The organism is Synechococcus sp. 63AY4M2, from assembly GCF_002760475.1.
In the GTDB taxonomy this organism is placed as follows: domain Bacteria; phylum Cyanobacteriota; class Cyanobacteriia; order Thermostichales; family Thermostichaceae; genus Thermostichus.
Genome location: NZ_AXUX01000001.1, coordinates 2173793 through 2195702 on the forward strand (window position 1 = coordinate 2173793; position 21910 = coordinate 2195702).

Here is a 21910-nt window from a genome sequence, read left to right on the forward strand (position 1 = left end):
GACTCGTTTGTCCTTCTTGGGTGCTCTGATGTAGCTGTCGAGGTCATACCTTCTCGCCCTAGCGGATGGTGTACGTACTGCATGGATCCAGCCCTTCTGTTCCCATCGCCTCAAGGTGTGGAGACACACCCCAAAATAATCCGCCGCTTCTCTCGGTTTTACATACCTAGCCATACCAAGCAGCCATACTGAACATACTGGGCATTATTTTCAGTATAGTCCAGCATATCATTGACTAGAGTCATGCTCCCGTCAACCCGATGGAGACGGCTGGCGGGATCCCTGTTCCCGGTGTGAGGGCGGGTCTCAAGAATTGTCTCAATGTCCAGAGGAGCGGCGGAATCGGCAATTCAAAAGGGATCCCTTAGGGATCGAAGGCAAAGGTCATCTGCACGGCCCCTGTAGAATCCACCTCAACCCTGCGCAGGAATTCCCGCAGGTAGGCGCGGCGCTCACTCTCGCTGAGGTCTTGCCAGAAGGGCGGGATGGAGAGAGTTTGGGCAATCTGGAGGAAGTTGGCGGGGGGGAGCTGTTCCAGCTTTTGGGCCAAGCGGGCCGTTTCCGCCCGCAACTGGTAGCAGCGCTGGGCCAGGGCAGGTTCGTCCATTAGTCCAGATTGCTGCAGCTCCTCCAGTTGTCGCAGCCGCTCGCTGTTGGCTTGGATCTGGGCTTGGAGCTGTTGGCGGGTTTGATCCAGGGCCTGCCGATCCAGGTTTTGGGCCCGCTGGGGGAGCTGTTGGCAGACTTGGCGGATCACCTCCTGCAGAACGGCGGCGTAGTGGAGGCTGTAGCGACAGGTTTGGCAACGCAGGTAGAGGTAGGAGGAGCCGTTCTTCTTGGCCTTGCGAGGGGTGGTTTGCACAATGCGCAGAAGGCTGCCGCAGACGCGGCAATGGACTAGGCCGGCCAAGGCGCGGGGGGCGCTGGCGCTGCGGCGCGGGATCTTTTGGTTGCGTTTGAGCCAGCGATCGATCTGGGCGGCCTCGGCGCGGCTGAGGAGAGCCGGGTGGGTATCGCGCAGAACGGTGCCGTCGGCGTAGGCCAGATCTCCACGATAGACCGGGTTGAGCAGCCAGTTGCGCCCGGTGGCCACCGAAATGCGCTTGTGGTGTTTTTCAGCGATGAAGCGCACCGCCTGGCGCAAGGATCCGTAGAGAAGAAAGTGCTGGAAAAAATCCTGAACAATGGGGGCTTGGCGGCGATCCAGCGCGTAGCGATCCCCTTCGCGGCGGTAGCCAAAGGGGGCAGGCCCAGGGGGAGGCTTGCCCGCTAGACGGTTTTGGGCTTGGCTGCAGCAGAGGCGGCGGCTCTGCAATTGATGGGGGAGCTCGGCCAGCAGCGGGATCCAATCGGCAGCAGCGCTGGGGGTGTGCAGGCCGGACTCGTTGACCAAGCTGAGGCGGAGCCCCGCTTGTTGGATCTGCAATAGCCGTTGGTGGACTTCCTCCACTCGATCCCCCAGATCCGCCAGGCGCACCAGCAGCACCTGCTGCACCGATCCGGCGGCAATGCCCTGCAACAGCTCTTCCAGATGGATGCGGGATCCCCAGTCGTGCCAGATGGGATCGGCCCCGTGTGCTTTCAACCAGGCCAGCTCCTGGTCTGGCCAAGAGGCATGGGCGGGCGTGTAGAGGTAGCCGCAAACGCTCATGGACAAGCAAACTCTCACCGCTGCTGTACCCGCACCCGACACCCCTCTTGGCCAGGGATCCCAGCTAGGCTAAGGGAGAGACAAACCGGCAAGCCTTGGCCGCCGAAGGCTCTCCGCAAGATGGCTTTACTCCACCGCCGCAGCCGCGTATTCCAGCTCCTCTTCCGAAACCTCCAGCGGCGCCTCCTCGACTTGTCCTTGCTTGGCAGCCCGCAGTTGCTCGCGGTACTTGGCCGCCATTTCTTCTGCTTTTTCGTAAACCAGCTTGGGATCTCGCAGCATGTCGCCGGGATTGGGCTCCAGTTGCTTGGTAGACAGCGAGATGCGACCCCGTTCTGCGTCTAGGTCGATGATCATCACCTTCACTTCGTCGTTGACGTTGAAGACGCTGTGAGGCGTGTCGACATGCTCGTGGGAGATCTCGGAAATGTGCAGCAAGCCAGAGACGCCGCCAATGTCGATGAAGGCACCGTAAGGCTTGATGCCGCGCACCGTGCCGACCACTACCTCGCCCACCTCCAGCTTGTTCATCTTCCGCTCCACCAGGGCGCGGCGATGGCTCAACACCAGTCGGTTGCGGTCTTCGTCCACCTCCAAAAACTTCAGGGGCAGCTCTTCGCCCACCAGCTCTTCCTTGGGCTTGCGGCTGCTGATGTGGGAGCCGGGGATAAAGCCGCGCAGTCCCTCAATACGCACCAGGGCGCCTCCGCGGTTGGTGGCAAAAATGGTGGCCCGCACCGTGGCGTCTTCTTTTTGTAGCTGCCGCACCCGCTCCCAGGCCCGCATGTACTCGATGCGGCGGATGGAGAGGGTCAGTTGCCCCTCTTCATTTTCTTCGGTGAGGATAAAAAACTCGCGCGTCTCTCCCGGCTGCAGCACCTCGTGCGGATCCTCTATCCGGCTGATGGACATCTCCTGCAAAGGCAGGAAGGCAGCCGTCTTGGCCCCAATATCGATCAACGCACCGCCCGGCTCCACCGAAAATACCGTGCCAGCTACAATTTCGCCAGGGCTGAAGTGATAGTCGTACTTATCCAAGAGGGCGGCAAAGTCCTCGGTGGTGAAACCTACATCGGCAGCAGCGGTGAATCGACTCATAGGGGTGTAACAGCAGAGCAGTTGATGCGAATTAGCAGTTGAACTTGTAAGGAACAGCTCCCATACTCGCTCACCCTCCCAGGCGGGACAGGCAATGGCTTGGGAAATACTATAGTAGCTTAAGAGGGCAGCTTTTGTGGCAAACTTCCTCGCGATCCTGCCAAGCTAGAGAGAGAGGGCCACAGGTGGGAGAGGGGCGATTGCACTTTATCGACCAGGCGGAAATTGAAGTGCAGGCGGGGAACGGCGGAGATGGCATTGTTGCCTTTCGCCGGGAAAAGTATGTGCCCGCCGGAGGGCCCTCAGGGGGCAATGGAGGACGGGGCGGCTCGGTGATCCTGGTGGCAGATCCCGGCCTGCAGACCTTGTTGGATTTTCGCTTTCAGCCGGTGATCAAGGCAGAACATGGGGCCAAAGGGGGGCCCAACCATCGCAGTGGCGCCAGTGGTGCGGATCGGCTGGTGCGGGTGCCCTGCGGCACAATGGTGTTCGACACAGAGACCGGCGAGCTGCTGGGGGATCTGGTGCAGCCCGGGGATCGGCTGCTGGTGGCTCGGGGCGGGAAAGGCGGCCTGGGCAATGCCCATTTTCTCAGCAACCACAATCGGGCTCCCCGCCAATTTACCAGGGGCCAACCGGGAGAGCGGCGACGCCTGCGCCTGGAGCTAAAGCTCATTGCCGAGGTGGGGATCGTCGGTATGCCCAATGCGGGCAAATCCACCCTGATCTCGGTGGTCTCGTCCGCCCGGCCCAAGATCGCCGATTACCCCTTCACCACCCTGCAGCCCAATTTGGGAGTGGTGCCCCATCCTGCCGGGGATGGGGTGGTGTTTGCCGACATTCCCGGACTGATCGAGGGGGCACACCGAGGGGTGGGGTTGGGCCACGACTTTTTGCGCCATGTGGAGCGCACGCGGGTGTTGATCCACCTGGTGGACGGCACAGCAGCAGATCCCGTCAGGGATTACCAAATCATTCAGCAGGAGCTGCGCGCCTACGGCCACGGGCTAAGCGACAAGCCGCAGATTGTGGTTTTGAACAAGATCGATGCCCTTGAGCCCCAGGAGGTGAGCGAGCGCACCCAGCGGCTGTCAATGGCTGCCGGTGCCCCGGTATCGGCCATCTCGGCGGTTGCCAGGCAGGGGCTGGAGCCCTTGTTGCAGCGGGTGTGGCAGTGCCTGGGCCGGGATCCGGATCTCCATCGACCCGCGGCGGCTAGCAAAATCCAGCCAGTTCGGGGGCAGGAGAATCTTAGAATAGGAGTGCCCCTGCCTTCCCAAAACTCAGAGATGAGCGGCTATGTATATCTCGGCGGAGGATCTGCCCCCCGATTTGCGCCAGATCAAGTTGGCCATTGAGCAGGCGGCCCAGGCGAGGGCGGGAGCTTGTGTGGAGCTGTTGATGCTCCTGCGGTTGTTGGAGGATCTGCACCGCACGATTTTGGAGGGGGCCTTCCGAGAGTCTTTGCCCAACACCCGGCAAGAGCTCTATCGGGTGCTTCAGGATTTGGAGGAAGCAGGCGACTGGCCCTATTTGCCTCGTCTGCATATTCAAGCGCTGATGCAACGGCTAAAAGATTGGCCGCAGGGATCCCTGTCGGTGCCGCCTACCCCTCGTTCTGGGGGAGTTGCGGAAGTGGTGGAAAGCCCTAGCCGCTCCGAGTCTTGAGGTTTTGCTTTTTTCTCCCGAATGGCCGAGTATTTTAAGCTCCATCCACAGCATCCCCAGGCCCGTTCCATCCAACGGATTGCAGCCGCTCTGCGGGAAGGGGCGGTCATGCTTTACCCCACCGATACGGTCTATGCCATTGGCTGCGATGTCACCCACAAGCAGGCGGTGGAGCGGGTAAGGCGTCTCAAGCGGCTTTCCAACGACAAGCCCCTCACCTTTTTGTGCCCTTCGCTTTCCCAAATTGCCCAGTATGCCCAAGTGAGCGATCCCGCCTATCGGCTGATGCGGCGGCTGATCCCGGGCCCGTTTACGTTTTTGCTGCCGGCCACCAAGCTGGTGCCCAAGTTGGTCATGGATCCCAAGCGGAAAACCACCGGCATCCGCGTGCCCGATTCGGCCATCTGTCAGGCGCTGTTGGCCGAGCTGGGCAATCCCATCGTCTCCACCTCGGCCAAGCTGGGCGGGGATCCCGTCGGCTCTTTGGAGGTGGGTTTTGACTCTGCTGGGGATTGGGAAGAGGGGGGAATCTTTACCGCCGAGGAAATGCGACAGTTGGAGAAACAGGTGGATTTGGTGCTGGATGACGAGGCTCCCTATCGGGCCCAGGTCTCGACGGTGATCGATCTCACGGGGCCGGAGCCGCTGCTGGTGCGGGCCGGCTTGGGGTACGAGCAGGTGGCGGATCTAATAAATCTAAATCTGAAGCCGGTGGAAGCGGAGGGTTGAGGGCAGAGGGATCCCGTGTTCTCTAGAATAGGGCCGGTGCCTGTGGAGTGTGCCCATGCCTGAGTCTTTGGCTGAGCAAAAGCTGGCCCTGTTGCGCCTGCTGGAGGGGGCTGACCGAGGCCGGAAGGTTTCCCCTGACCAGAAAGCCCAGATCTTGTCTCACATTGCTGCTTTGGAGGCGCTCAACCCCACCCCCAGGCCAACCTCTGTTCCTGAACAGTTGGAGGGGAACTGGCTTACCCTATTTACCACCAGCACAGACCTGCTGCGGCTGGCCCAGTTGCCCCTTCTGACCACCGGCGAGATCTACCAGTGCATTCGGGCCAAAGCTGGGCGGGTCTTTAACGTGGCGGAGATCCAGGGATCCGGCTGGCTGCAGGCTTGGCTGCCCCGGGGAGTTGTGGCGGTGGCGGCCCGCTTCTACCCAGAGTCGGAATGCCGGGTCAGGGTCATTTTCGAGCGCTTGGTGCTCGGATCCCAGGCCTTGATGAGCTACGAGATCGAGAGTTTTCTCTATCTGCTCGAGCGGGATCCCAAACGGATCCCGGCGGTGCAGATCGACGTTCGCCGCCGCGAGCCAACGGGTTGGCTGGATATCACCTATTTGGATGAAGACTTGCGGCTGGGTCGGGGCAGCGAGGGGAGTGTATTTGTTCTAAAGCGGGTCGGCTAGTCGGAGGATCCAGAGGACTCCGTTTCCGCCCTTTCGTGAGATGGGTTTTGGGTTAGGGTGGAGCTTATTTCCTGTAGAACTTGCAAGGCGCGGTAGGACTCCCGCAAAGCTTGCAGCTCTTGCTGAGTTTGCTCCAGTTGCCGGGCTTTTTGCTCCTGTAAGAAGCGCAGCCTTTGATTTTCGGACGCCGTGCGACGCAGAACGTGCTTGAGTTTCTGCTTCTGCTGCTGAAGCCGAGTCCGCCTCACCTCCAACTGCTGCAGTTGGATTTCTTGGAGTTCCAGTTCTATTTTCAGAGTGGCGACCTGCATCTGGAGTTGGCGAAGTTTTTGGTTGAGCTCTGGCTCTGGTGTGGGTTTTGCCGACTCAGGGCTTGGGGAAGAAGGTGATGACAATTCTTGTAGGGGCTGCAACTGTTGGGCCTTGGCCTGCGAAGCTTGATCCTGGTGCTGCTCGCCCTGCAGTCTTACTTGAGTGTGTTCGCTTACTTCGGTTTCAGTTTCCGTCTGCTGCTCAGCTTGATCAAGAATTTGTCGATCGCGGATCTGGGTTTGAGGATCCTCGTCAACCGACTGCAAAGGGAGAGAATCCTCCTCGGGTTGCCGAGGGTTGTCGCCATAATCGGCGGGATCAAAGGGAGACACAGCCGCCAACAGCGATTCTCGAAAGTCAGGCCAGGAATGCGACTGCAGACCCATCTGAACCAGCCGCCAAACCCCGTAGGAGGCCCCAATTGCAGCCAGGAGCCCAGGGATCCCGGCCAAGGACAGGGAAACCTTGGGCAGGGTCGGCAGGATCTGATCCAGCAGGCCCACCACCAACGCGAAGACAAAGATCCCGCTCCCCGCGGCAGCGGCACCTGAGACCCAAGAGGAGCGGGAGAACATCATCGTTTCTGTTTTTTCGCTAGCAGAACCACCGGAGCAGGAGAACCAGAGGTCAGGTTCACAGATCGCCTGCCTGCATCTCAGTTTATCCCGCCGGCAGCCTCTGTTTCTCGCTTAGGGCACTTGCCAAGCCCGCTGGTGGTAGCTCTGCAATTCGGCCCAGGGATCCGCTGCTGCTGCGGGGGTATGGCCGTGGTTGTGGTGATGGTGAGAGTGATGGTGATGGGATCCGTGCCCATAGGAGTCATGGTCATGGTGATGAGTATGCCCCGCTCCCAGCTCTGCGCTCACCGCCAGGCGAAACTTGCAGAGGTGGCAGTTCATCAGGGTTTGGCCCTGGAGAGCTTCCTGCTCCAGTTGCTGCAGGCTGTGCAGCACCGCGTCCACAAGGCCCAATTCCGGCAGCATCAGCCAGTCGATCTCGGGGTATTGGCGTCGCCGTTCTTCCACCGCCGCCTCGATTTTTTTCACCAGCACCCCTGTAAAGAGAAAATAGGGCAGCACAACCACCCGGCGCGGCTGCCAAGAGAGGGCCCGCTCCAGACCCACCGGCAGGCGGGGATGGGTGATGCCGATAAAGCAGGTTTCCACGGCAGCAAACCCGGATCCTTCCCAAAGCAGCCGGGCCAGCTTACAGGCTTCGGCGTTGGCTTCGGGATCGCTGGAGCCGCGACCGACAAACAGCAACACCGTTTCCGCCCCTGGGATCTGCTGCGGCTGGGCAGCCAGCAGAGTGGCCAATCGCTCCCGCAACAGTTGCAAGATCTCGACCCGGATCCCCAGCGGCCCGCCGTAGTGGATGCGCAACTGCGGGTGGAGGGCCTGCAGACGATCCAGCTCCACCGTCACGTCGAACTTGTTGTGGCGCGCCCCAAAAAGCAGCAGCGGCAGGGCCACGATCTCCTGCCACCCTTGGGCCAAGCATTGTTCCACCCCCTGGGCAATACTGGGCTGGGCTAGCTCCAAAAAGCAGGGGATCACCGGCCGATGGGGGGTGAGGGATTGATAAACTTGGGCCAGCTCCAGAAAGGCTTGCTGCCCTTCAGGGTCACGGGATCCATGGCCGATGAGCAACAGGGGCAAGGCAGGAGAAGAAAACTGCCCAACCGCACGGGGAGGGGAAAAACTGAGGACATCCAACACAAAAAACTCCGTTCCTTGTGAATCGCAAGGGGTACAGGACAAGGGCAGGTGGGTGTTCTGGCTGAGGGAGGGATCCCATCACAGTTGCGTCACAGTGGCGGATTTGCACCGCGCTTTCCCCAGTCTGCCTGAGCCTTTTAGGTTAGCTTGCCGCTTGTCGTTCACCAAGCCCCCTGGGGGGGATGTCCTTGTCTGCCAGAAGATAGCCCTGAGGCATGAGCGGTACGGCAGACTCATGCTCAAAGGGCAGCAAAACTGTTGCCGCGCTAATCCCCCTTGCCCCTGGGAGAGGGCCTAACGCCGGCCCGCTGGTCTGGGGGGCTGAAAGTGTCGCAGGCGCAGGGCATTGGCGACCACCGAAACGGAACTCAGGGCCATGGCTGCCCCCGCCAGCATAGGGTTGAGCAACCAGCCTGTAAAGGGATAGAGCGCCCCAGCGGCAATCGGGATCCCCAGCGTATTGTAGATAAAGGCGAAGAAGAGGTTCTGGCGGATGTTGTTGAGGGTGGCCCGACTGAGTTGAATGGCAGTGGCGACTCCCCGCAGATCCCCCGACATGAGGGTAATATCGCTGGCGGCCATCGCCACATCCGTACCCGTACCGATGGCGATCCCCACATCAGCTTCTGCCAGAGCTGGAGCATCGTTAATGCCATCTCCCACCATCGCCACCCGCCGTCGCGGTTGTCTTAGGCTGCGTATGTAAGCTGCCTTCTGATCCGGACGGACTTGGGCAATTACCCGCTGAATGCCTGCTTGCCGAGCAACCGCTTGGGCCGTGGTGGGGTTATCCCCGGTCAGCAGGATCACCTCTAGACCCATCTGTTGCAGCTGTTGCACTGCCTCAGGAGAGGTGGGTTTGAGCGGATCGGCAATGGCCAACAGCCCCACCAGACGGTGGGATTGCGCCACGCCGATCACCGTTTTGCCCTGGCTTTCCCAATTCTGAACCCGCTCTGACCAAGAGGGATCCCAAGGGATCCCCATCTCCTGTAGCCAGCTCAGCCGACCGATGCCGACCCACTGATCCTCCACCCAGGCTTCTGCCCCACTGCCTATCCTTGCCTGAAAATGCTGGGCAGGAGGGATGGCAATTTTTTCCGCTTCGGCTTTCTGCACCACCGCCTGGGCCAAAGGATGTTCCGAGTGCCGCTCCACTGCCGCTGCCAGGCGCAACACCGTCAGGGGAGAGGAGCCATTAGCCCAAATATCGGTGACAGTGGGACGACCTTCGGTCAGGGTGCCGGTTTTGTCCAAGACCACCGTGCGCAAGTCGTGGGCCAATTCCAGGCTGTCGGCACTTTTCACCAGGATCCCCAATTCCGCCCCTCGTCCCACGGCCACCAGGATCGAGGTGGGGGTCGCCAACCCCAGCGCGCAAGGGCAGGCGATGATCAGCACCCCAATTGTGTTCACCAAGGCCAGTGTCGGGTTATCGGCCAGCACCCACCAGAGCACAAAAGTTAGAACTGCCACCCCAATCACCGCCGGCACAAACCAGGAGGTGACCCGATCCGCCAACTGTTGAATCGGAGCTTTGGATCCCTGAGCTTCCTGCACCAAGCGCACGATCTGGGCCAGAAGCGTATCTTTGCCCACCCGCCGCGCTTCCATCACAAAGCTGCCCGTCTGATTCAGCGTTGCCCCAATCACCTCATCCCCCGCCGATTTGACAACAGGCAGGCTCTCGCCGGTCACCATCGACTCGTCGAGGGTGGAGGATCCCTCTAGGATTACCCCATCCACCGGCACCTTCTCGCCGGGGCGCACCCGGATCCGATCCCCCACCTGCACTTCCCGAATCGGAATATCCTGCTCCACCCCCTGGCGAATTACCCTTGCCGTTTTCGGTTGCAGCCCGATCAGCTTGCGAATGGCCTCAGAGGTTTGCCTTTTGGCCCGTTGCTCCATCCACTTGCCCACCAGAATCAGGGTGGTGACCACCGCCGACACCTCATAATAGACATCCGGGTGCAGTCCTTGCCGGTGAAAATAGTCGGGGAAAACCGTTGGGAAAATGGAATAGAAGAAAGCCGCGCTCGTCCCCAAGGCCACCAGCGTGTTCATATCCGCCGAGCGCCGTTGCCAAGCGGCCCAAGCGCCTCGATAAAAATGCTTGCCCACCCAAAACTGCACCGGCGCCGTCAGCAGCAACTGCAACCCAGGATTGTGCAGCCACATGGGAAAGCCCGGGATGTCCATCCCCAGCATCATCGGCAGGGATCCGATCACCAGCACCGTGCTGATGCCCACCCCTATCGCCACCTTGAGCTTCAGTTCCCGTTCTGCGGCCCGTTGGGCGATCCGCTCTGGATCCGACAGATCGTCCAGCTGCCAATCCTCCTGGATAAGGCGCGCCTGATACCCCGCCTGCTCCACCGCCCGGATCAAGGCTTGCGGATTCACCAGCCGGGGATCCCCTCGCACGATGGCCTGCTCGCTGGCAAAGTTGACCGCTTGTGCCGTAACGCCCCGCACGCGACTGAGGGCCTGTTCAATGACAGCAGTGCAGGAGGCGCAGCTCATGCCCTGGATAGCCAAGCGCCAAGTGCCGCCAGCAGATGAGGCGGACAGGCCCGGGGCAGCGGAATGGGAACCCGAATCAGACATGGCTGTCCTCAGAGCAAAAATTAATAGCAAAAGCCCTCTTTCCCCCAACCAGGGGAAAACCACACCTGTGAACCTTGTCCCGCTACTGCCGACGGGCAAGGGAAAAATCGCTAGGCCGGCGGATAGCCCACTTGGGCGAGCACCTGCCGCCAGACACTTTCCGGCTGCTCAGACGTAATCCGCACCTGCTTGGTCTTGGGATCCGCCTCCACCTGCGCCTGGGGATCCTGTTGCCGCACCGCCTGCGTGATGGTGTCCACACAAGCGGAGCAGGCCAGCTTCGGCACCGTCAAAACAACTTGCATCCTGGGAAACCTCCCCAGCCCAATGCCACCAGCTTGATGCTAAACCTTCCAGTGGGCTGGAAGGTCAAGAGGGTGGCTGAGGCTCCTCTATGTTCCAGCGGTAGTCCACCTGATAGCCCCGCTGTCGCCAGTCCTCTTCCAGTTGCAACTGTTGGGTCAGGGCTTTGCGCAGAGAGTTGATCAGCTCTTGCGTGCGGCCTCGGTTGCCGAAATCCTGCTCTTCGACAGTGGGAAACGTTTGCCGCTCGAGAACCCGCAGCAGAAATTCGTAGTGGACGTGAGCCGGCACAGGAATACGTTTCATCGATCTAGGCCCTTCTTGGGATCCATTGACAATCCTGGGCTTACTGGGATGACAACAGGGAGCGGACGGCTTGGCCGGGATCCGGCTGCGTTACCAGCGCTTCCCCCACCAGCACAGCGCGCACCCCCCAACTGCGCAACTGCTGCAAGTCAGCAGGGGTGTGGATGCCAGACTCGCTGACCACCGGCAGATCGCCGAGGCGCTCCCGATGGGCGACCAAGAGATCCCGCGTCGTGTTCAAGTCCACCGCAAAGGTTTTGAGATCCCGATTGTTGATGCCGATCAGCACCCGTCCTTTGGCCTGTTGCAGGTGCGGCAAGGCCAAAACCCGCTGCAACTCTTGGCAAGTGTGCACCTCCAACAGAGCCGCCATGCCCAGTTGCTGAATGAGCTTGAGAAAATAGCCCAAGTCCGCATCCGAGAGAATGGCGGCAATCAACAGCACCGCATCCGCTCCCAGAGTGCGGGCCCAGAGGATTTGGTAAGGGTAGAGGATGAACTCCTTGCACAAGATGGGGATCCCTACCGCCTGGCGGATCTGGCGCAAGTACTCGCCGCTGCCCTGAAAAAACCGCTCATCCGTGAGCACCGACAGGCAACTGGCTCCCGCCGCCTCGTAGCTTTGGGCAATGGCCACCGGATCAAAGGGATCGCGGAGAACCCCACGGCTGGGGGAAGCTTTTTTCACCTCAGCGATAAGGGAAACGGGGTGAGGGGATTGGGTGAGGGCCGCCACAAAATCCCGCACCGGTGGCGCTTGCTCCAGTTGCTGCTGCAATTGCTTCAGAGGAAGCTGTTCCCGTTGGCGCTCCACCTCCTGCTCTTTGTGCCAGACGATCTCCTCCAAAATGTGGCGTGGCTCGGCCTCTGGAGCCTTTGTCCGGTACACCTGCGAGGCCACCACCACCGGCGGGGCAGGAGAACGCCGACGAACGGCAAGCAGCTCACCTTCCAGCTCCATACCACCCCTGAACAGAACTCTACACCTCACCCTAAACTACTCTAGTGTGCTGCTGTCGGTTTGAATAGCTACTCCGAATATCCCCAAACCGCCTCTGGCAAAGGTGTTTTTTTTACTCTATGGTTGAGTTTAGGGCTGAGCAGCAGCCGATGCCGGTTAGACTGCCAGTTAAGCAGAGAGCCGGCGGAGGCGCTGCTTGAGGCAAGACAAAGGTGCTGCTCAGGACGAGATGGCTCGAGACAGATCCAAGTCAACCCGGGTCAAGCGAGAGGCTTGACGCAGGTTTTCGCGCCCCGGGGTGCCTTGCTCCGGCAGCCGTTTCGTCTCCCCATCTTGCCCAACTGTGGGCAAAGGCTCGGCTGAGGCAGAGTTTGGGATATTGCTGTCCATGCTGTTTTGAAGGAGTTCGGGCGTGCTGTACCTGGCAGAGCTATCCAAGCCGATTGGGTTTGCCAAATCGTCGCTGCAATTGCTAGCCAAGCAGCAGCAGGACAACACCTGGGTGGCCGTGAACGAAGAATCGATTACTCTAGAGGGCCGCATCGCCCAGGAGGCCGGGCGCTTCAAGGATGGGTCATTGGTGCTGGCGGAAATCTCCGGCAACCGTCAGGTCGCCCGCATCAGCGAAGCCGCTCGCCAACTGGTGACCTATCTGCAAAACTTCAGCCAACTTCAGCTCAGAGCCCGCAGCCAGGAGGAGGAGATCGAGGTTTGGAAACAGTCCCTCACCTTTCAGGCGCATGAGCTGACCCGCCGCGAGATGGAGCTAGCAGCTCAAGAAGAAGAGGTGCAGCGGCTGTATGAGCAATACAAGAGTGTGGAGGAAGATCGCAAACTTCTGGACAGCCTCAAAGAGGAACTGGCAGCCCAGCAAGCTTACTTGGCTGAACAACAGCGCCTGATCGGAGAGCAGCGGGAAGCTCTGAATCGGCAGCGGCAAGAGTTGGAAGCCCAGTTGCAAGAAGCTCGCTCCAGCCGCTTGGGGGAGGCAGAAGCAGCGCAGCTACAGGCTTTGATGCAACAGCTCCAGGAGAGTCTGCATCCGGCTGGAGATCCCTTGGCGCTTCTGCAAAGCTTGAAAAGCCACATTCAGCAGCAGCAGGAGCACTTGAATCAACAGATTGCCCAACTGGAAGCAGAACGTCAGCAGGCCCAGGCCCGGCAAGACGAGCTGGATCGAGACTACCGCGCTTGGCAAGAACGCCACACCGCTTGGTGGGGATCCCGACAATCCCTGGAGCAAAGCCAAGCAGAGTGGCAAACTCGACAGGGATCCCTGCGAGCCCATCAAGAGCACCTGCAGAGGATTCTCCAGCAGCTGCAATCTCAAGAGAGCCTATACCAGAAAGCCTCTCGTCTGGTGCAGGAGTACGACTTCATCGTCGATGGCAGCAGCAACGGCGGGTCAGGTGCCTCAGGGTCTGCGATCTCGGTCGAGGAGCTGGCGGCCTTGGTGAGCCAACTGCGCCGAGATTACGAGCAGCGGGCAGCCCAAGTCAGCCAACAGCGGGCCGAGCTGGAGCAAAACCGGCAAACCCTGCGGGAGCTGCAAGAGCGGCTGGCCACCGCCTCTCCGGAGGAGCGGTTCGACATCGAACTGGATATCGACTACGCCCAGTCTGCCTGCAGCGCCCTAGAGGAAGCCCTGCTGCCTCAGGAGAAAAACCTGCAACGGGAATACGAGGAGCTGGCCCGCCAGGAAGCCCGCCTTAGGCAGCTTCAAAATCAGGCTGCCGCCCCAGTTCAGGTCGATATCGGGCCGATCCTGGAGCAGATCGGCAGCCAGAAGCAGGAGCTTCTCCAAGAAAAAAGCCGCCTGCAAACCCTCGTCCACCAACTGGAATCCTCTCTGCCCTTTCAACAAGAGCAACTGGCCCGCCAGCAGCAGGAATTGCAGCAGCAGTGGCAACAGTTGCAGCAAGAGGAGGGATCCCTGCGGGCGCGCGCCCAGGCCATGGCAGAAACCTGGGGTCGCCTGAATCACCTGCAGGCCACCCTCTATCCAGAGCGGGATCGGTGGGCGGAGTTAGCGGAACAACTGGCTCAGTTGGAGGCAGAGCTGGCTCAATATCAAGAAAGGGGCTCCACGGCCAGCGCCCATGTCCAGCAGGTGCAATCGCTCCTGGCCGCCCTCACCCAGCGGTAAGGAGCTGTGTCCTGTCGTCTTCCCAAGCAGGCAGGCAGTGCCCACACATTCCTTTTGACACAAAAGGATAGCTTGGTAGCCCCGTACTTGAGGACGGGGCGGAAAAGCCCTTGAGCCACTTTAGTTGCTTCTTTAGAGCTTCTCCAGGAAAACAACCTACTGCGGTGCCAAACCCGCGCGGCAATGACTAACCTGGAGGAACTGAAGTCCTCCGAAGTAAGCAGAACTTTGAGGTTATGCCTCAAAAGACTATCTAGGGGCGTCTTGACAGCGCCTTCGCCAGTCCATTTTGGGCTGCGTAAGAATCCCCTGCCTTCAGGCGCTGGGAGTGTCAAGGGCTTGACGGCCTCAACCAAAGAGAGCAAATCTGGTAAAATTCGGTAGCGCCTTGTAGATAGCGGGATCCCAACTTCTCGAGGCAGAGGAGCAGCGGAGATCTCCGCATTTTATCTGTCAGGAGTGTTCCAGTGTGAGGTCAGCTCGTGCGAATTGCAGTTGATGCGATGGGAGGTGACTACGCTCCCGAAGAGATCATCAAGGGCGCCCTGCTGGCCCATCGCTATCTTCAGGTGGGGATTGCGCTGGTCGGCCGTCCAGACGCGCTTGAGCCTTTCTTGCCCCGGCCCCTGCCTCCTGGGATCACCGTCGTGCCCGCTGAGGAGGTAGTGGGCATGGCGGAAGAGCCCCTGGCGGTGCGCAGGAAGCCGCAAGCCTCTATCAACGTCTCCATGCAACAGGTGCGCGCCAAGCAGGCAGATGCAGTGGTGGCTGCCGGCAACACTGGGGCTACGATGGCCGCTGCCTACCTCAACTTGGGCCGATTGGCGGGGATCGACCGCCCGGCCATCGGTGCTCTTTTGCCCACTTTGAAGGGCAAGCCGGTCTTGCTTTTGGATGTGGGAGCCAACGTGGACTGCCGGCCCCGCTTCTTGGAACAATTTGCCCGCATGGGATCCCTCTACTGCCAGTGCGTGCTGGGGATTGAGAAGCCGCGGGTGGGCCTGCTCAACATTGGCGAGGAGCCCAACAAGGGCAACGACCTGGCCCTGGCCACCCATCAGCGCCTGACCCAGTTGCCGGGGATTCACTTTGCCGGCAACGCCGAGGGGCGAGACGTGCTGACGGGGGACTTTGATGTGGTGGTGTGCGACGGCTTTGTGGGCAACGCCCTGCTCAAGTTTGCCGAGAGCGTCGGCCAGGTGATCACCCAGGTGCTGCGGGAGGAGTTGCCCCGCGGCTGGCGTGGCAAGCTGGGCTGCTGGCTGCTGCAGCCCAATCTGAAGCAGGTGAAGCGGCGCATGGACTATGTGGAATACGGCGGCGCTTTGTTGCTGGGGGTGAACGGCATCTGCGTCATTACCCACGGCAGCTCCAAGGCGGCGATGGTCTACCATGCCATTCGCCTGGCCAAAGAGGCGGCGGAGCAGAAGATCCTACAGCGGCTGCAAGCGGAAATGGCCGACTCTCACCCATCCAAAGTCAATGCCGGAGAGAATGCTCCTCCTCTGGCCTCAGCCTCTAACCCCAGTCCAGAAGCCCTGCCGGTAGGATCCCTGGATCGGGTGGAAGGATAGCGTTCATGCCCAGCAATGGCCTCCCGAGCGTGCGGCTGGTGGGGGTGGGGGCTGCCCTGCCGACTCCCTGCCTGAGCAACGACGACCTCAGCCAGATCGTGGAGACTTCCGACGAGTGGATCTGGCCCCGCACCGGTATTCGCCAACGGCGCATCCTGCCCCCCGACCTCAGCCTGGTGGATTTGGCGGCGCAAGCGGCAAAGGCTGCCCTGGCGCAGGCCGGCATCCCGCCCCAGGAGCTGGATCTAATCCTCCTGGCCACCTCCACCGGCGTCGATCGCTTCGGCTCCGCTCCGCGGGTGCAAGCAGCGCTGGGGGCGACACGGGCGGTGGCTTTTGACCTGACGGCAGCCTGTACAGGGTTTGTGTTTGCTGTGGCCACGGCGGCCCAGTTTCTGCAAACCGGGCTGTACCGGCGGGCGCTGGTGGTGGCGGCGGACGTACTCTCTCGCACAGTGGACTGGACAGATCGCACCACCTGTGTCCTATTTGGGGACGGGGCAGGGGCGGTGGTCCTGGAAGCCGCAAGAGAGGGGGACGGCGGCATCCTCAGCATCGAGCTGCGCAGCGATGGCAGTGGCAGCGAGCTGCTCAGCCTGGCCATGGCCACCGAGGCCAGGCCCCTGGTGGGATCCCTGCAGGTGGGTCAATACCGCTGCTGCCCCATCGCCATGAACGGCCGTGAGGTGTACAAGTTCGCCGTCCAAGCGGTGCCGGAGATTATCGAGAAGGCTCTCTTTCGAGCTGGGATTGCCGCAGCAGCCGTGCAAGGCTACTTCATCCACCAGGCCAACCAGCGCATCCTCGATGCTGTGGCCAAGCGGCTGCAGTTGGATCCCCAGCGGGTGGCCAGCGTTCTGGAGCGCTACGGCAACACCTCCGGCGCCTCGGTGCCGATTGCGCTGGCCGACTGGATTGGCCAAAGGCGGTTTGGCCCTGGGGATTTGGGGGTGATGGCTGGCTTCGGCGCCGGCCTCACCTGGGGAGCAATTGTCTTTCGTTGGGGCAGATGAGTTGGAGAGTATTGAACTGATGAGCGTTGCCTGGATCTATCCCGGTCAGGGATCCCAAGTCGTGGGCATGGGAAGGGATTTACAAGATTGGCCAGGGGCGGCCCGCAAGTTGGCTGTGGCCCGCGAGGTGCTGGGATGGGATCCCCTGGCGCTCTCGGAAGAGCAGATCCATCAGACCGGCTACACGCAGCCGGCTTTATTCACTGTATCGGCCCTGCTGACGGACTATCTCTACGCTCAGGGTCAGGCTCCCGCCTGTACAGCCGGCCACAGCTTGGGAGAATATAGCGCCCTCTACGCCGCGGGGGTATTTGATTTTGAGACTGGCCTGCGGCTGGTGGCGCTGCGGGGCCAGTTGATGGAAGCTGCAGGGGATCCCCCCGGCAGCATGGCGGCGCTGATTGGGTTTGATCGCGACAAGCTGGAGCACCTGTGCCAGATGACTCCCGATGTGGTCATTGCCAACGACAACAGCCCGGATCAGGTCGTGATCAGCGGCTCGGTCGAGGGGGTGCAGGCCATCTGTGAGCAGTTGCAGGCCAAGCGCACCGTTCCCCTCAAAGTCAGCGGCGCCTTCCACTCGCCCTTGATGCAGGCGGCGGCGGAAACCTTTGCCCACACCTTGCGCGAGGTTGACTTTCAGGCTCCGCGAGTGCCGGTCTACAGCAATTGCACGGCTGCCGCTAGCCGAGATCCCCAGGTCCTCAAGCAGGCACTGCTGTCTCAGATGACTGCCCCAGTCCGCTGGCGAGAAACGGTGCTGCAGATGGCCGCCGACGGCATCCGAGAGGTGTGGGAAATCGGCCCTGGCAATGTGCTGACGGGCTTGGTGAGGCGAACGGCACCTGCCCTGGGACGGTGCAACATCAGCAGCCTCAGCATCGGCTAAGGGATCCCGGCAGCCCTGTTGCTGCAAGTTGCGTTGCTAGCTCCTCAAGGGAGAAGGGCTGCGGGTGAGGAAACCTCCCCAAACAGCAGTTAGGATCAATGAAAACCTGTTTCTGGGGCCGACGATGCCGTCTTCTCCCCCTCGCCAGCTTTGGGTCAATGCTTTTCCCGCTTTGGCTGGCCTTGCCGTGGCCCTCGGCAGCCTGGGATCCGGCGGATCCCTGTGGCAGTCGGGGGCAGCCGCTTTGGCTACGGGCATGACCGGCTACCTCGCCTCCGCCCTGGCTGGGAGTGAGTCCAAAGCCAAAATCCACCTGCTGGAGCAATCTCTGGAGCACCTCAAAAGCCGGCAAGAGCTAGGTTTACAGCACCTGCAAAACGAGCTGGCCGATCTGCGGGCTGCTCTTGCCAATTGGACACCCCTTCGGCAGGAAGAGAAAGCCGGCGATGGAACTGATGCTCAAACCTATTTTGAGTTGGGATCCCAGATCCAAGCTCAGCAAGAATTGCTTTCACAATTGCGTACAGAAGAGCAGAATCTAAAAGCCTCAATAGAAGACTTGCAAGCCAAAAAACAAGAGCTTGTACAACTTTTGAAAGAGTACGTTGCGAAAATTGACCAACTCCGCTGCAAACGGGATCTTTTGGCCCAAGAGATCGCCCGCCTTAATCAAGCTCGCCAAGCAACAGGCTGCAGCAACTTTGCCGCCCACCCCTCTGGGTTTGGAAAGGGATCCCTGGGCTTCAGCTCCGTTTCTGCCACCGCCTACGACGAAATTCTTGCAGCTATTGAGGAGCGAGTAAACGACTTGGACGACATGGCAAAAGCGATGGCAGAGCTGAGCTCGCTCGAGGGCAGATGGTAGCCTATCAGACGCCTTCCGAGTCCGGATCTATTTCATGAATTCGCCGCAGGGATCCCTTATTAAAGGCCGGGAAGCGTAGATAGGGGTACTGTTCCTTGGCCTGCTGCAGCTCTTGAAAGGCGGGGGCCAGGTGGTCTTGGGGGGAGATCCCTGTCACGACACACCAGATCTTGGTGCGTGTCAAGGCCACAAAAGCTTGGTTGCGCCGGCGCAGTTGCTCTTCCACACTGAGCCCCGGTTCGGTGGCGTTTTGAAACTGGCAAACGTAGACTTTCCAAGCTTCATTGCCTTTGGCCCGGAAGATCCCCGCTAGGGTGACATGCCCCGGCAAGCGGAAAATATCCTGACCGGCATCTTCGCCGGCTATGAGAGCTCTAATTCCTCTTTGTTTGAGCTTGGCCTTCAGGCTTTCCCAATAAGGTCTGCTCTTCTTGAAGCTGCCTACACCGGTAACCAGGAGATCCTCCGGCTGAAAACTCCACTGCTTCAGGTCGCGCTCGATTTGTTGGGCAATCCAATTCTGCTCCTCTTCCTCAGAAGGGAAGGTGCGCCAGATTAGCAGCGATTGCGGATCCACCTTGGGCTCAAAGTCTTCTTGATCGATGGGATGGCAAGCCTTGCGGGTGAGGGTAATTGTGGATCCAGGCTTACGAAAATCGCCTTCTACCACTTCGTAACCTAAATTTTCCCACTGCCCTTTTTGAGTAACTCCCTGCAAAGGCTGGTCTCCACGCAAAAGACCCATGTTGATGGCATGGGCAGCCATGAGAATAATCTTCGGAGTGCGGTAGCAATGGGGCAACACAGTGGCCCGCCCTCCCAACTGCACTTTGGGCTTGCCTGTCTCGTCGCGCCCGAATAGCTCGGCTATTCCTGGCACCGTCAGCGAGCCAATGCCCTGGGCTTCGTCATAGGCCCAATAGAGCCGTTTGGGATCCCGTAAAGCCCGATAGGCTAAACGGTAAAAGGCAGGGGGCAAATCTTGACCTTCATCGATCAAAATAACATCGAAGAGCTGAGGGATTTCCTTGGCTTCTTTTTCTAACTTTTCGCAGACGTAGTCGAAGGGCTCAGTTGTATAGTCATTTTTATCCCTTAGCTCTGCCTTTGCCCGCTCCAAGCTTTTGGGCGTTAAGCCACATTCGTTAGCGAGCAATCGATAGAACCCAGTTTGATTTTGGGATCCCCAGGCGTGCATCACCTGGATCTTTTTCCAGTCCGGCTCAAGGTCAAACTTGCTCTGACAGACCTTTGAGATTTGCTCGCGAATTTGGTGATAGAGAGAGCGGGTGTAAAAAACTACCGCAATGTCCCAATCGGGGTGGTCGGCGTGGATCTTGGCCGCTCTGCGAGTCAAGACTACCGTTTTGCCTGTCCCCGCCAGGCCCCGCAACCGCTGTGGCCCCTCAGGATATTGGGTGGCAATTTTGCGTTGGTCTTCATCAAGCTTAAAGATCTGCTCTTGGACGCGACGGATCACCGCCTGGGGATCGTAGCTGTAAGATATTGGGTCATCGCCGGGATCCCCCAACTTTATTCCCAACGTTTTGAGGATCACTTCCCATTCTGTGGCGTTGAGAGGAGCGCCATTGGCCTTTTTGGCCGCATACAGAGTCTGCCGCAACTGCTCTGGATGCTCCAAATCATCTGCAAAAAGCAGCGCCCCGAGAAACGGGGGATCCCCGAAGCGCTCCTGCCATTCTTGTCGCCGAATGCGAGGCAAAGCCAGCCGATATTGCCAGGCAACGCGAGCTTGGAGAGGCCGGGTTTCCGGATTTTGCTGCAGCCAATTCTTGATCTGAAACATTTGGTTATCGGCCTGCCCCAAGGGGGTCTCGGTTTCCCTGTGCCACTCCCGCATGCGCCACTGGCTGCCGTCGATGGCTTCGATATTGTAAAGGTTGCAGCCCTTACACTCGAAAACCCAAAAGCCCAGTTCAAAATGAATCAATAGGATGTCGGGCTTGGCCGTGACGTGGCCCTGATGGTTATAGATACTGAACTGATGGAGGAGGTAGCCGGGATCGGATCCCAGGGCCTGCCGCAGCGCATTCCAAACCACTGCTTCCGCAGCTACCCCAGGTAAGCTGTCGTCCAGAGCGCCGTCGGGTTGAAAGTGCATGGGGGATCCCTCGTTTTCCAACTTGAACCCAATGTACAACAGGAAACCTGAGCTCTTGGGGAAGGATCCAAAGCCCCTAAAGCAAAGACTCAGGTCGGATCCGGGGATCCACCCACATCAAGAGCAGATCGGCCAACAAATTGCCCAGAATGAGCATCACGGCCCCCAGCAAAAGCCCGGCCATCACCACGTTGATGTCGAAGCTCTGGACCGCTTCCAAGAGCAGCTTGCCCAGCCCCGGCCAGTTGAAGAAAAACTCGGCAATAAAAGAGCCGCTGAGCAAATTGGCAAACTCAAAGCCCAAGATCGTGATCAAGGGGTTGACGGCGTTGCGCAATGCATGCAGCCAGATCACCCGCCATTCCGGGATCCCACGCGCCCGCGCCGCCTGGATGTATTCCTGCCGCAGCACGTCCAAGAAGTTGCCGCGGGTAATCCGCTGCAGCCCGGCAAAGCTGGTGATGCTCAGGGCCAGCGTGGGCAAGAGCAGGTGACGGCCCAGATCCAGCAGCTTTCCCCCCCAACCCAGCTCGGCAAAATAAACACTGGTCATCCCGCCCACCGGCAGCCAGCCCACGTTTTGGGCCACGATCAGCAGCAAAATGGCCAGCACAAAGCTGGGCATGGCCTGCCCCAGGTAGCTGAGCAACTGCAACGCCCGATCCAGAGGAGTGTTCTGCTGCAGCGCCCCCAGGATCCCCAGCGGAATGGCGATCATCCAAGTCAGCAAAACGGAGCACACTGCCAACAGCAGGGTGGCGCCGGCGCGGGAGAGGATGAGCTGCGCTACTGGCACGCGATAGGTGTAGCTGACGCCAAAATCCCCCTGCAGCAGATTGCCCAACCAGGTCAAATACTGCCAAAGCAAGGGTTTATCCAAGCCCAGCCGCGCCTCTTCCTGGGCGATAAACTCCTGGCTGATACTGGGATCCGCCCGCAAGGGATCCAAAAAATCGCCGGGGGCCAGTTGCAGGAGCAAAAAGCTGAGCACCGTGATCAGCAGCAGCACCGGCACCGCTTGGACCAGCCGCTGCAAAACAAGGGCTAGGGGAGGCCAAAGGCTGAACACCCGTCCAGCAGGGGGAGAAGAGGTTGCGGCCACAGGCAGAAGTCGAGTTGAGCGAGGTCCAAATCTCCCTGGGAGTGGGATCCCTGTCGAACTATGCTGCCATTCTCGCGGCCAAATTTCCAGGTTGCTGCCTGGCTTGGAACAGGGCGCAGTTGCCCGTTAGGGAAATTGGGGGTTAAGCCAATCCGGCAGGCGCAAGCTAA

At 60.0% G+C, this 21910-nt stretch carries 20 protein-coding genes and 1 riboswitch; of the genes, 9 read left to right on the plus strand and 11 right to left on the minus strand.

Annotated elements, in window-relative coordinates:
* The 3 genes from SYN63AY4M2_RS09635 to SYN63AY4M2_RS09645 form a co-directional block, all read right to left on the minus strand.
* A partial coding sequence (locus tag SYN63AY4M2_RS09635; protein ID WP_143597439.1) for a MerR family transcriptional regulator occupies positions 1-174 on the minus strand: 174 nt, incomplete at its 3' end.
* Between the two features lie 190 nt (positions 175-364).
* Complete coding sequence (locus SYN63AY4M2_RS09640) at positions 365-1651, minus strand: recombinase family protein (protein WP_011431180.1); 1287 nt, start codon at positions 1649-1651, stop codon at positions 365-367.
* A gap of 126 nt (positions 1652-1777) precedes the next feature.
* Complete coding sequence (locus SYN63AY4M2_RS09645; protein WP_011431178.1) at positions 1778-2749, minus strand: 30S ribosomal protein S1; 972 nt, start codon at positions 2747-2749, stop codon at positions 1778-1780.
* 200 nt (positions 2750-2949) lie between these two features.
* Here SYN63AY4M2_RS09645 and obgE point away from each other — a divergent pair, with 200 nt between their 5' ends.
* The 4 genes from obgE to SYN63AY4M2_RS09665 are packed head-to-tail and all read left to right on the plus strand — an operon-like array spanning position 2950 to position 5819.
* Positions 2950-4107 (plus strand): GTPase ObgE, encoded by a 1158-nt coding sequence (gene obgE, locus SYN63AY4M2_RS09650; protein WP_011431177.1) that lies wholly within the window; start codon positions 2950-2952, stop codon positions 4105-4107.
* Positions 4049-4417 (plus strand): hypothetical protein, encoded by a 369-nt coding sequence (locus SYN63AY4M2_RS09655; protein ID WP_228375305.1) that lies wholly within the window; start codon positions 4049-4051, stop codon positions 4415-4417. Before obgE ends, SYN63AY4M2_RS09655 begins: the two co-directional genes overlap by 59 nt.
* A gap of 21 nt (positions 4418-4438) precedes the next feature.
* Positions 4439-5146, plus strand: coding sequence for an L-threonylcarbamoyladenylate synthase (locus SYN63AY4M2_RS09660; RefSeq protein ID WP_011431175.1), 708 nt, complete (start codon positions 4439-4441; stop codon positions 5144-5146).
* A 55-nt stretch (positions 5147-5201) separates the two neighbouring features.
* Positions 5202-5819 (plus strand): PAP/fibrillin family protein, encoded by a 618-nt coding sequence (locus SYN63AY4M2_RS09665; RefSeq protein ID WP_011431174.1) that lies wholly within the window; start codon positions 5202-5204, stop codon positions 5817-5819.
* On the opposite strand, the gene SYN63AY4M2_RS09670 is transcribed toward SYN63AY4M2_RS09665, so the two are convergent.
* The 6 genes from SYN63AY4M2_RS09670 to trpC all read right to left on the minus strand — a co-directional run bounded on the left by SYN63AY4M2_RS09670 (position 5816) and on the right by trpC (position 12029).
* Positions 5816-6709: a hypothetical protein gene (locus SYN63AY4M2_RS09670; protein WP_228375303.1), complete on the minus strand. Its 894-nt coding sequence runs from the start codon at positions 6707-6709 to the stop codon at positions 5816-5818. The two genes, SYN63AY4M2_RS09665 and SYN63AY4M2_RS09670, sit on opposite strands and share 4 nt — an antisense overlap.
* Positions 6710-6820: 111 nt before the next feature.
* Positions 6821-7849 (minus strand): sirohydrochlorin chelatase, encoded by a 1029-nt coding sequence (locus tag SYN63AY4M2_RS09675; protein WP_099887503.1) that lies wholly within the window; start codon positions 7847-7849, stop codon positions 6821-6823.
* 29 nt (positions 7850-7878) lie between these two features.
* Positions 7879-8015: riboswitch (cobalamin riboswitch) on the minus strand.
* Between the two features lie 128 nt (positions 8016-8143).
* On the minus strand, positions 8144-10459 hold the full coding sequence (locus SYN63AY4M2_RS09680) for a heavy metal translocating P-type ATPase (protein ID WP_099887353.1): 2316 nt from the start codon (positions 10457-10459) through the stop codon (positions 8144-8146).
* Positions 10460-10569: 110 nt separating this feature from the next.
* On the minus strand, positions 10570-10764 hold the full coding sequence (locus SYN63AY4M2_RS09685; protein ID WP_011431170.1) for a heavy-metal-associated domain-containing protein: 195 nt from the start codon (positions 10762-10764) through the stop codon (positions 10570-10572).
* Positions 10765-10828: 64 nt separating this feature from the next.
* Positions 10829-11068: a DUF5340 domain-containing protein gene (locus SYN63AY4M2_RS09690; protein WP_011431169.1), complete on the minus strand. Its 240-nt coding sequence runs from the start codon at positions 11066-11068 to the stop codon at positions 10829-10831.
* Between the two features lie 40 nt (positions 11069-11108).
* Positions 11109-12029 carry an indole-3-glycerol phosphate synthase TrpC gene (gene trpC, locus SYN63AY4M2_RS09695; protein ID WP_011431168.1) on the minus strand — a complete coding sequence of 307 codons (921 nt, stop codon included), beginning with the start codon at positions 12027-12029 and terminating at the stop codon, positions 11109-11111.
* Between the two features lie 412 nt (positions 12030-12441).
* Here trpC and hmpF point away from each other — a divergent pair, with 412 nt between their 5' ends.
* From hmpF to SYN63AY4M2_RS09720, 5 genes are all read left to right on the plus strand, one after another.
* Positions 12442-14175 carry a pilus motility taxis protein HmpF gene (gene hmpF / locus SYN63AY4M2_RS09700; RefSeq protein WP_099884732.1) on the plus strand — a complete coding sequence of 578 codons (1734 nt, stop codon included), beginning with the start codon at positions 12442-12444 and terminating at the stop codon, positions 14173-14175.
* A 482-nt stretch (positions 14176-14657) separates the two neighbouring features.
* The gene (plsX, locus tag SYN63AY4M2_RS09705) at positions 14658-15749 is read left to right on the plus strand and encodes a phosphate acyltransferase PlsX (RefSeq protein ID WP_011431166.1); all 1092 of its coding nucleotides are present in this window, start codon (positions 14658-14660) and stop codon (positions 15747-15749) included.
* A 5-nt stretch (positions 15750-15754) separates the two neighbouring features.
* Entirely contained in the window at positions 15755-16762 is a 1008-nt protein-coding gene (locus SYN63AY4M2_RS09710) for a beta-ketoacyl-ACP synthase III (RefSeq protein ID WP_011431165.1), read from the plus strand.
* 19 nt (positions 16763-16781) lie between these two features.
* Positions 16782-17651: an ACP S-malonyltransferase gene (gene fabD, locus SYN63AY4M2_RS09715; protein WP_011431164.1), complete on the plus strand. Its 870-nt coding sequence runs from the start codon at positions 16782-16784 to the stop codon at positions 17649-17651.
* 124 nt (positions 17652-17775) lie between these two features.
* Positions 17776-18516 (plus strand): hypothetical protein, encoded by a 741-nt coding sequence (locus SYN63AY4M2_RS09720; protein WP_011431163.1) that lies wholly within the window; start codon positions 17776-17778, stop codon positions 18514-18516.
* 4 nt (positions 18517-18520) lie between these two features.
* On the opposite strand, the gene SYN63AY4M2_RS09725 is transcribed toward SYN63AY4M2_RS09720, so the two are convergent.
* Together SYN63AY4M2_RS09725 and SYN63AY4M2_RS09730 are read right to left on the minus strand one after the other, a co-directional pair.
* Positions 18521-20638, minus strand: coding sequence for an NERD domain-containing protein (locus SYN63AY4M2_RS09725; RefSeq protein WP_071813564.1), 2118 nt, complete (start codon positions 20636-20638; stop codon positions 18521-18523).
* 76 nt (positions 20639-20714) lie between these two features.
* Entirely contained in the window at positions 20715-21740 is a 1026-nt protein-coding gene (locus SYN63AY4M2_RS09730) for an ABC transporter permease (RefSeq protein ID WP_011431161.1), read from the minus strand.
* Positions 21741-21910 lie beyond the last annotated feature (170 nt).

Coding starts and splice junctions, on each gene's coding strand:
- SYN63AY4M2_RS09640 (WP_011431180.1), bottom strand. CDS start 1,651: ATGAGCGTTTGCGGCTACCTCTACACGCCCGCCCATGCCTCTTGGCCA.
- SYN63AY4M2_RS09645 (WP_011431178.1), bottom strand. CDS start 2,749: ATGAGTCGATTCACCGCTGCTGCCGATGTAGGTTTCACCACCGAGGAC.
- SYN63AY4M2_RS09655 (WP_228375305.1), top strand. CDS start 4,049: ATGTATATCTCGGCGGAGGATCTGCCCCCCGATTTGCGCCAGATCAAG.
- SYN63AY4M2_RS09660 (WP_011431175.1), top strand. CDS start 4,439: ATGGCCGAGTATTTTAAGCTCCATCCACAGCATCCCCAGGCCCGTTCC.
- SYN63AY4M2_RS09665 (WP_011431174.1), top strand. CDS start 5,202: ATGCCTGAGTCTTTGGCTGAGCAAAAGCTGGCCCTGTTGCGCCTGCTG.
- SYN63AY4M2_RS09670 (WP_228375303.1), bottom strand. CDS start 6,709: ATGATGTTCTCCCGCTCCTCTTGGGTCTCAGGTGCCGCTGCCGCGGGG.
- SYN63AY4M2_RS09680 (WP_099887353.1), bottom strand. CDS start 10,459: ATGTCTGATTCGGGTTCCCATTCCGCTGCCCCGGGCCTGTCCGCCTCA.
- SYN63AY4M2_RS09685 (WP_011431170.1), bottom strand. CDS start 10,764: ATGCAAGTTGTTTTGACGGTGCCGAAGCTGGCCTGCTCCGCTTGTGTG.
- SYN63AY4M2_RS09690 (WP_011431169.1), bottom strand. CDS start 11,068: ATGAAACGTATTCCTGTGCCGGCTCACGTCCACTACGAATTTCTGCTG.
- trpC (WP_011431168.1), bottom strand. CDS start 12,029: ATGGAGCTGGAAGGTGAGCTGCTTGCCGTTCGTCGGCGTTCTCCTGCC.
- SYN63AY4M2_RS09710 (WP_011431165.1), top strand. CDS start 15,755: ATGCCCAGCAATGGCCTCCCGAGCGTGCGGCTGGTGGGGGTGGGGGCT.
- fabD (WP_011431164.1), top strand. CDS start 16,782: ATGAGCGTTGCCTGGATCTATCCCGGTCAGGGATCCCAAGTCGTGGGC.
- SYN63AY4M2_RS09720 (WP_011431163.1), top strand. CDS start 17,776: ATGCCGTCTTCTCCCCCTCGCCAGCTTTGGGTCAATGCTTTTCCCGCT.
- SYN63AY4M2_RS09725 (WP_071813564.1), bottom strand. CDS start 20,638: ATGCACTTTCAACCCGACGGCGCTCTGGACGACAGCTTACCTGGGGTA.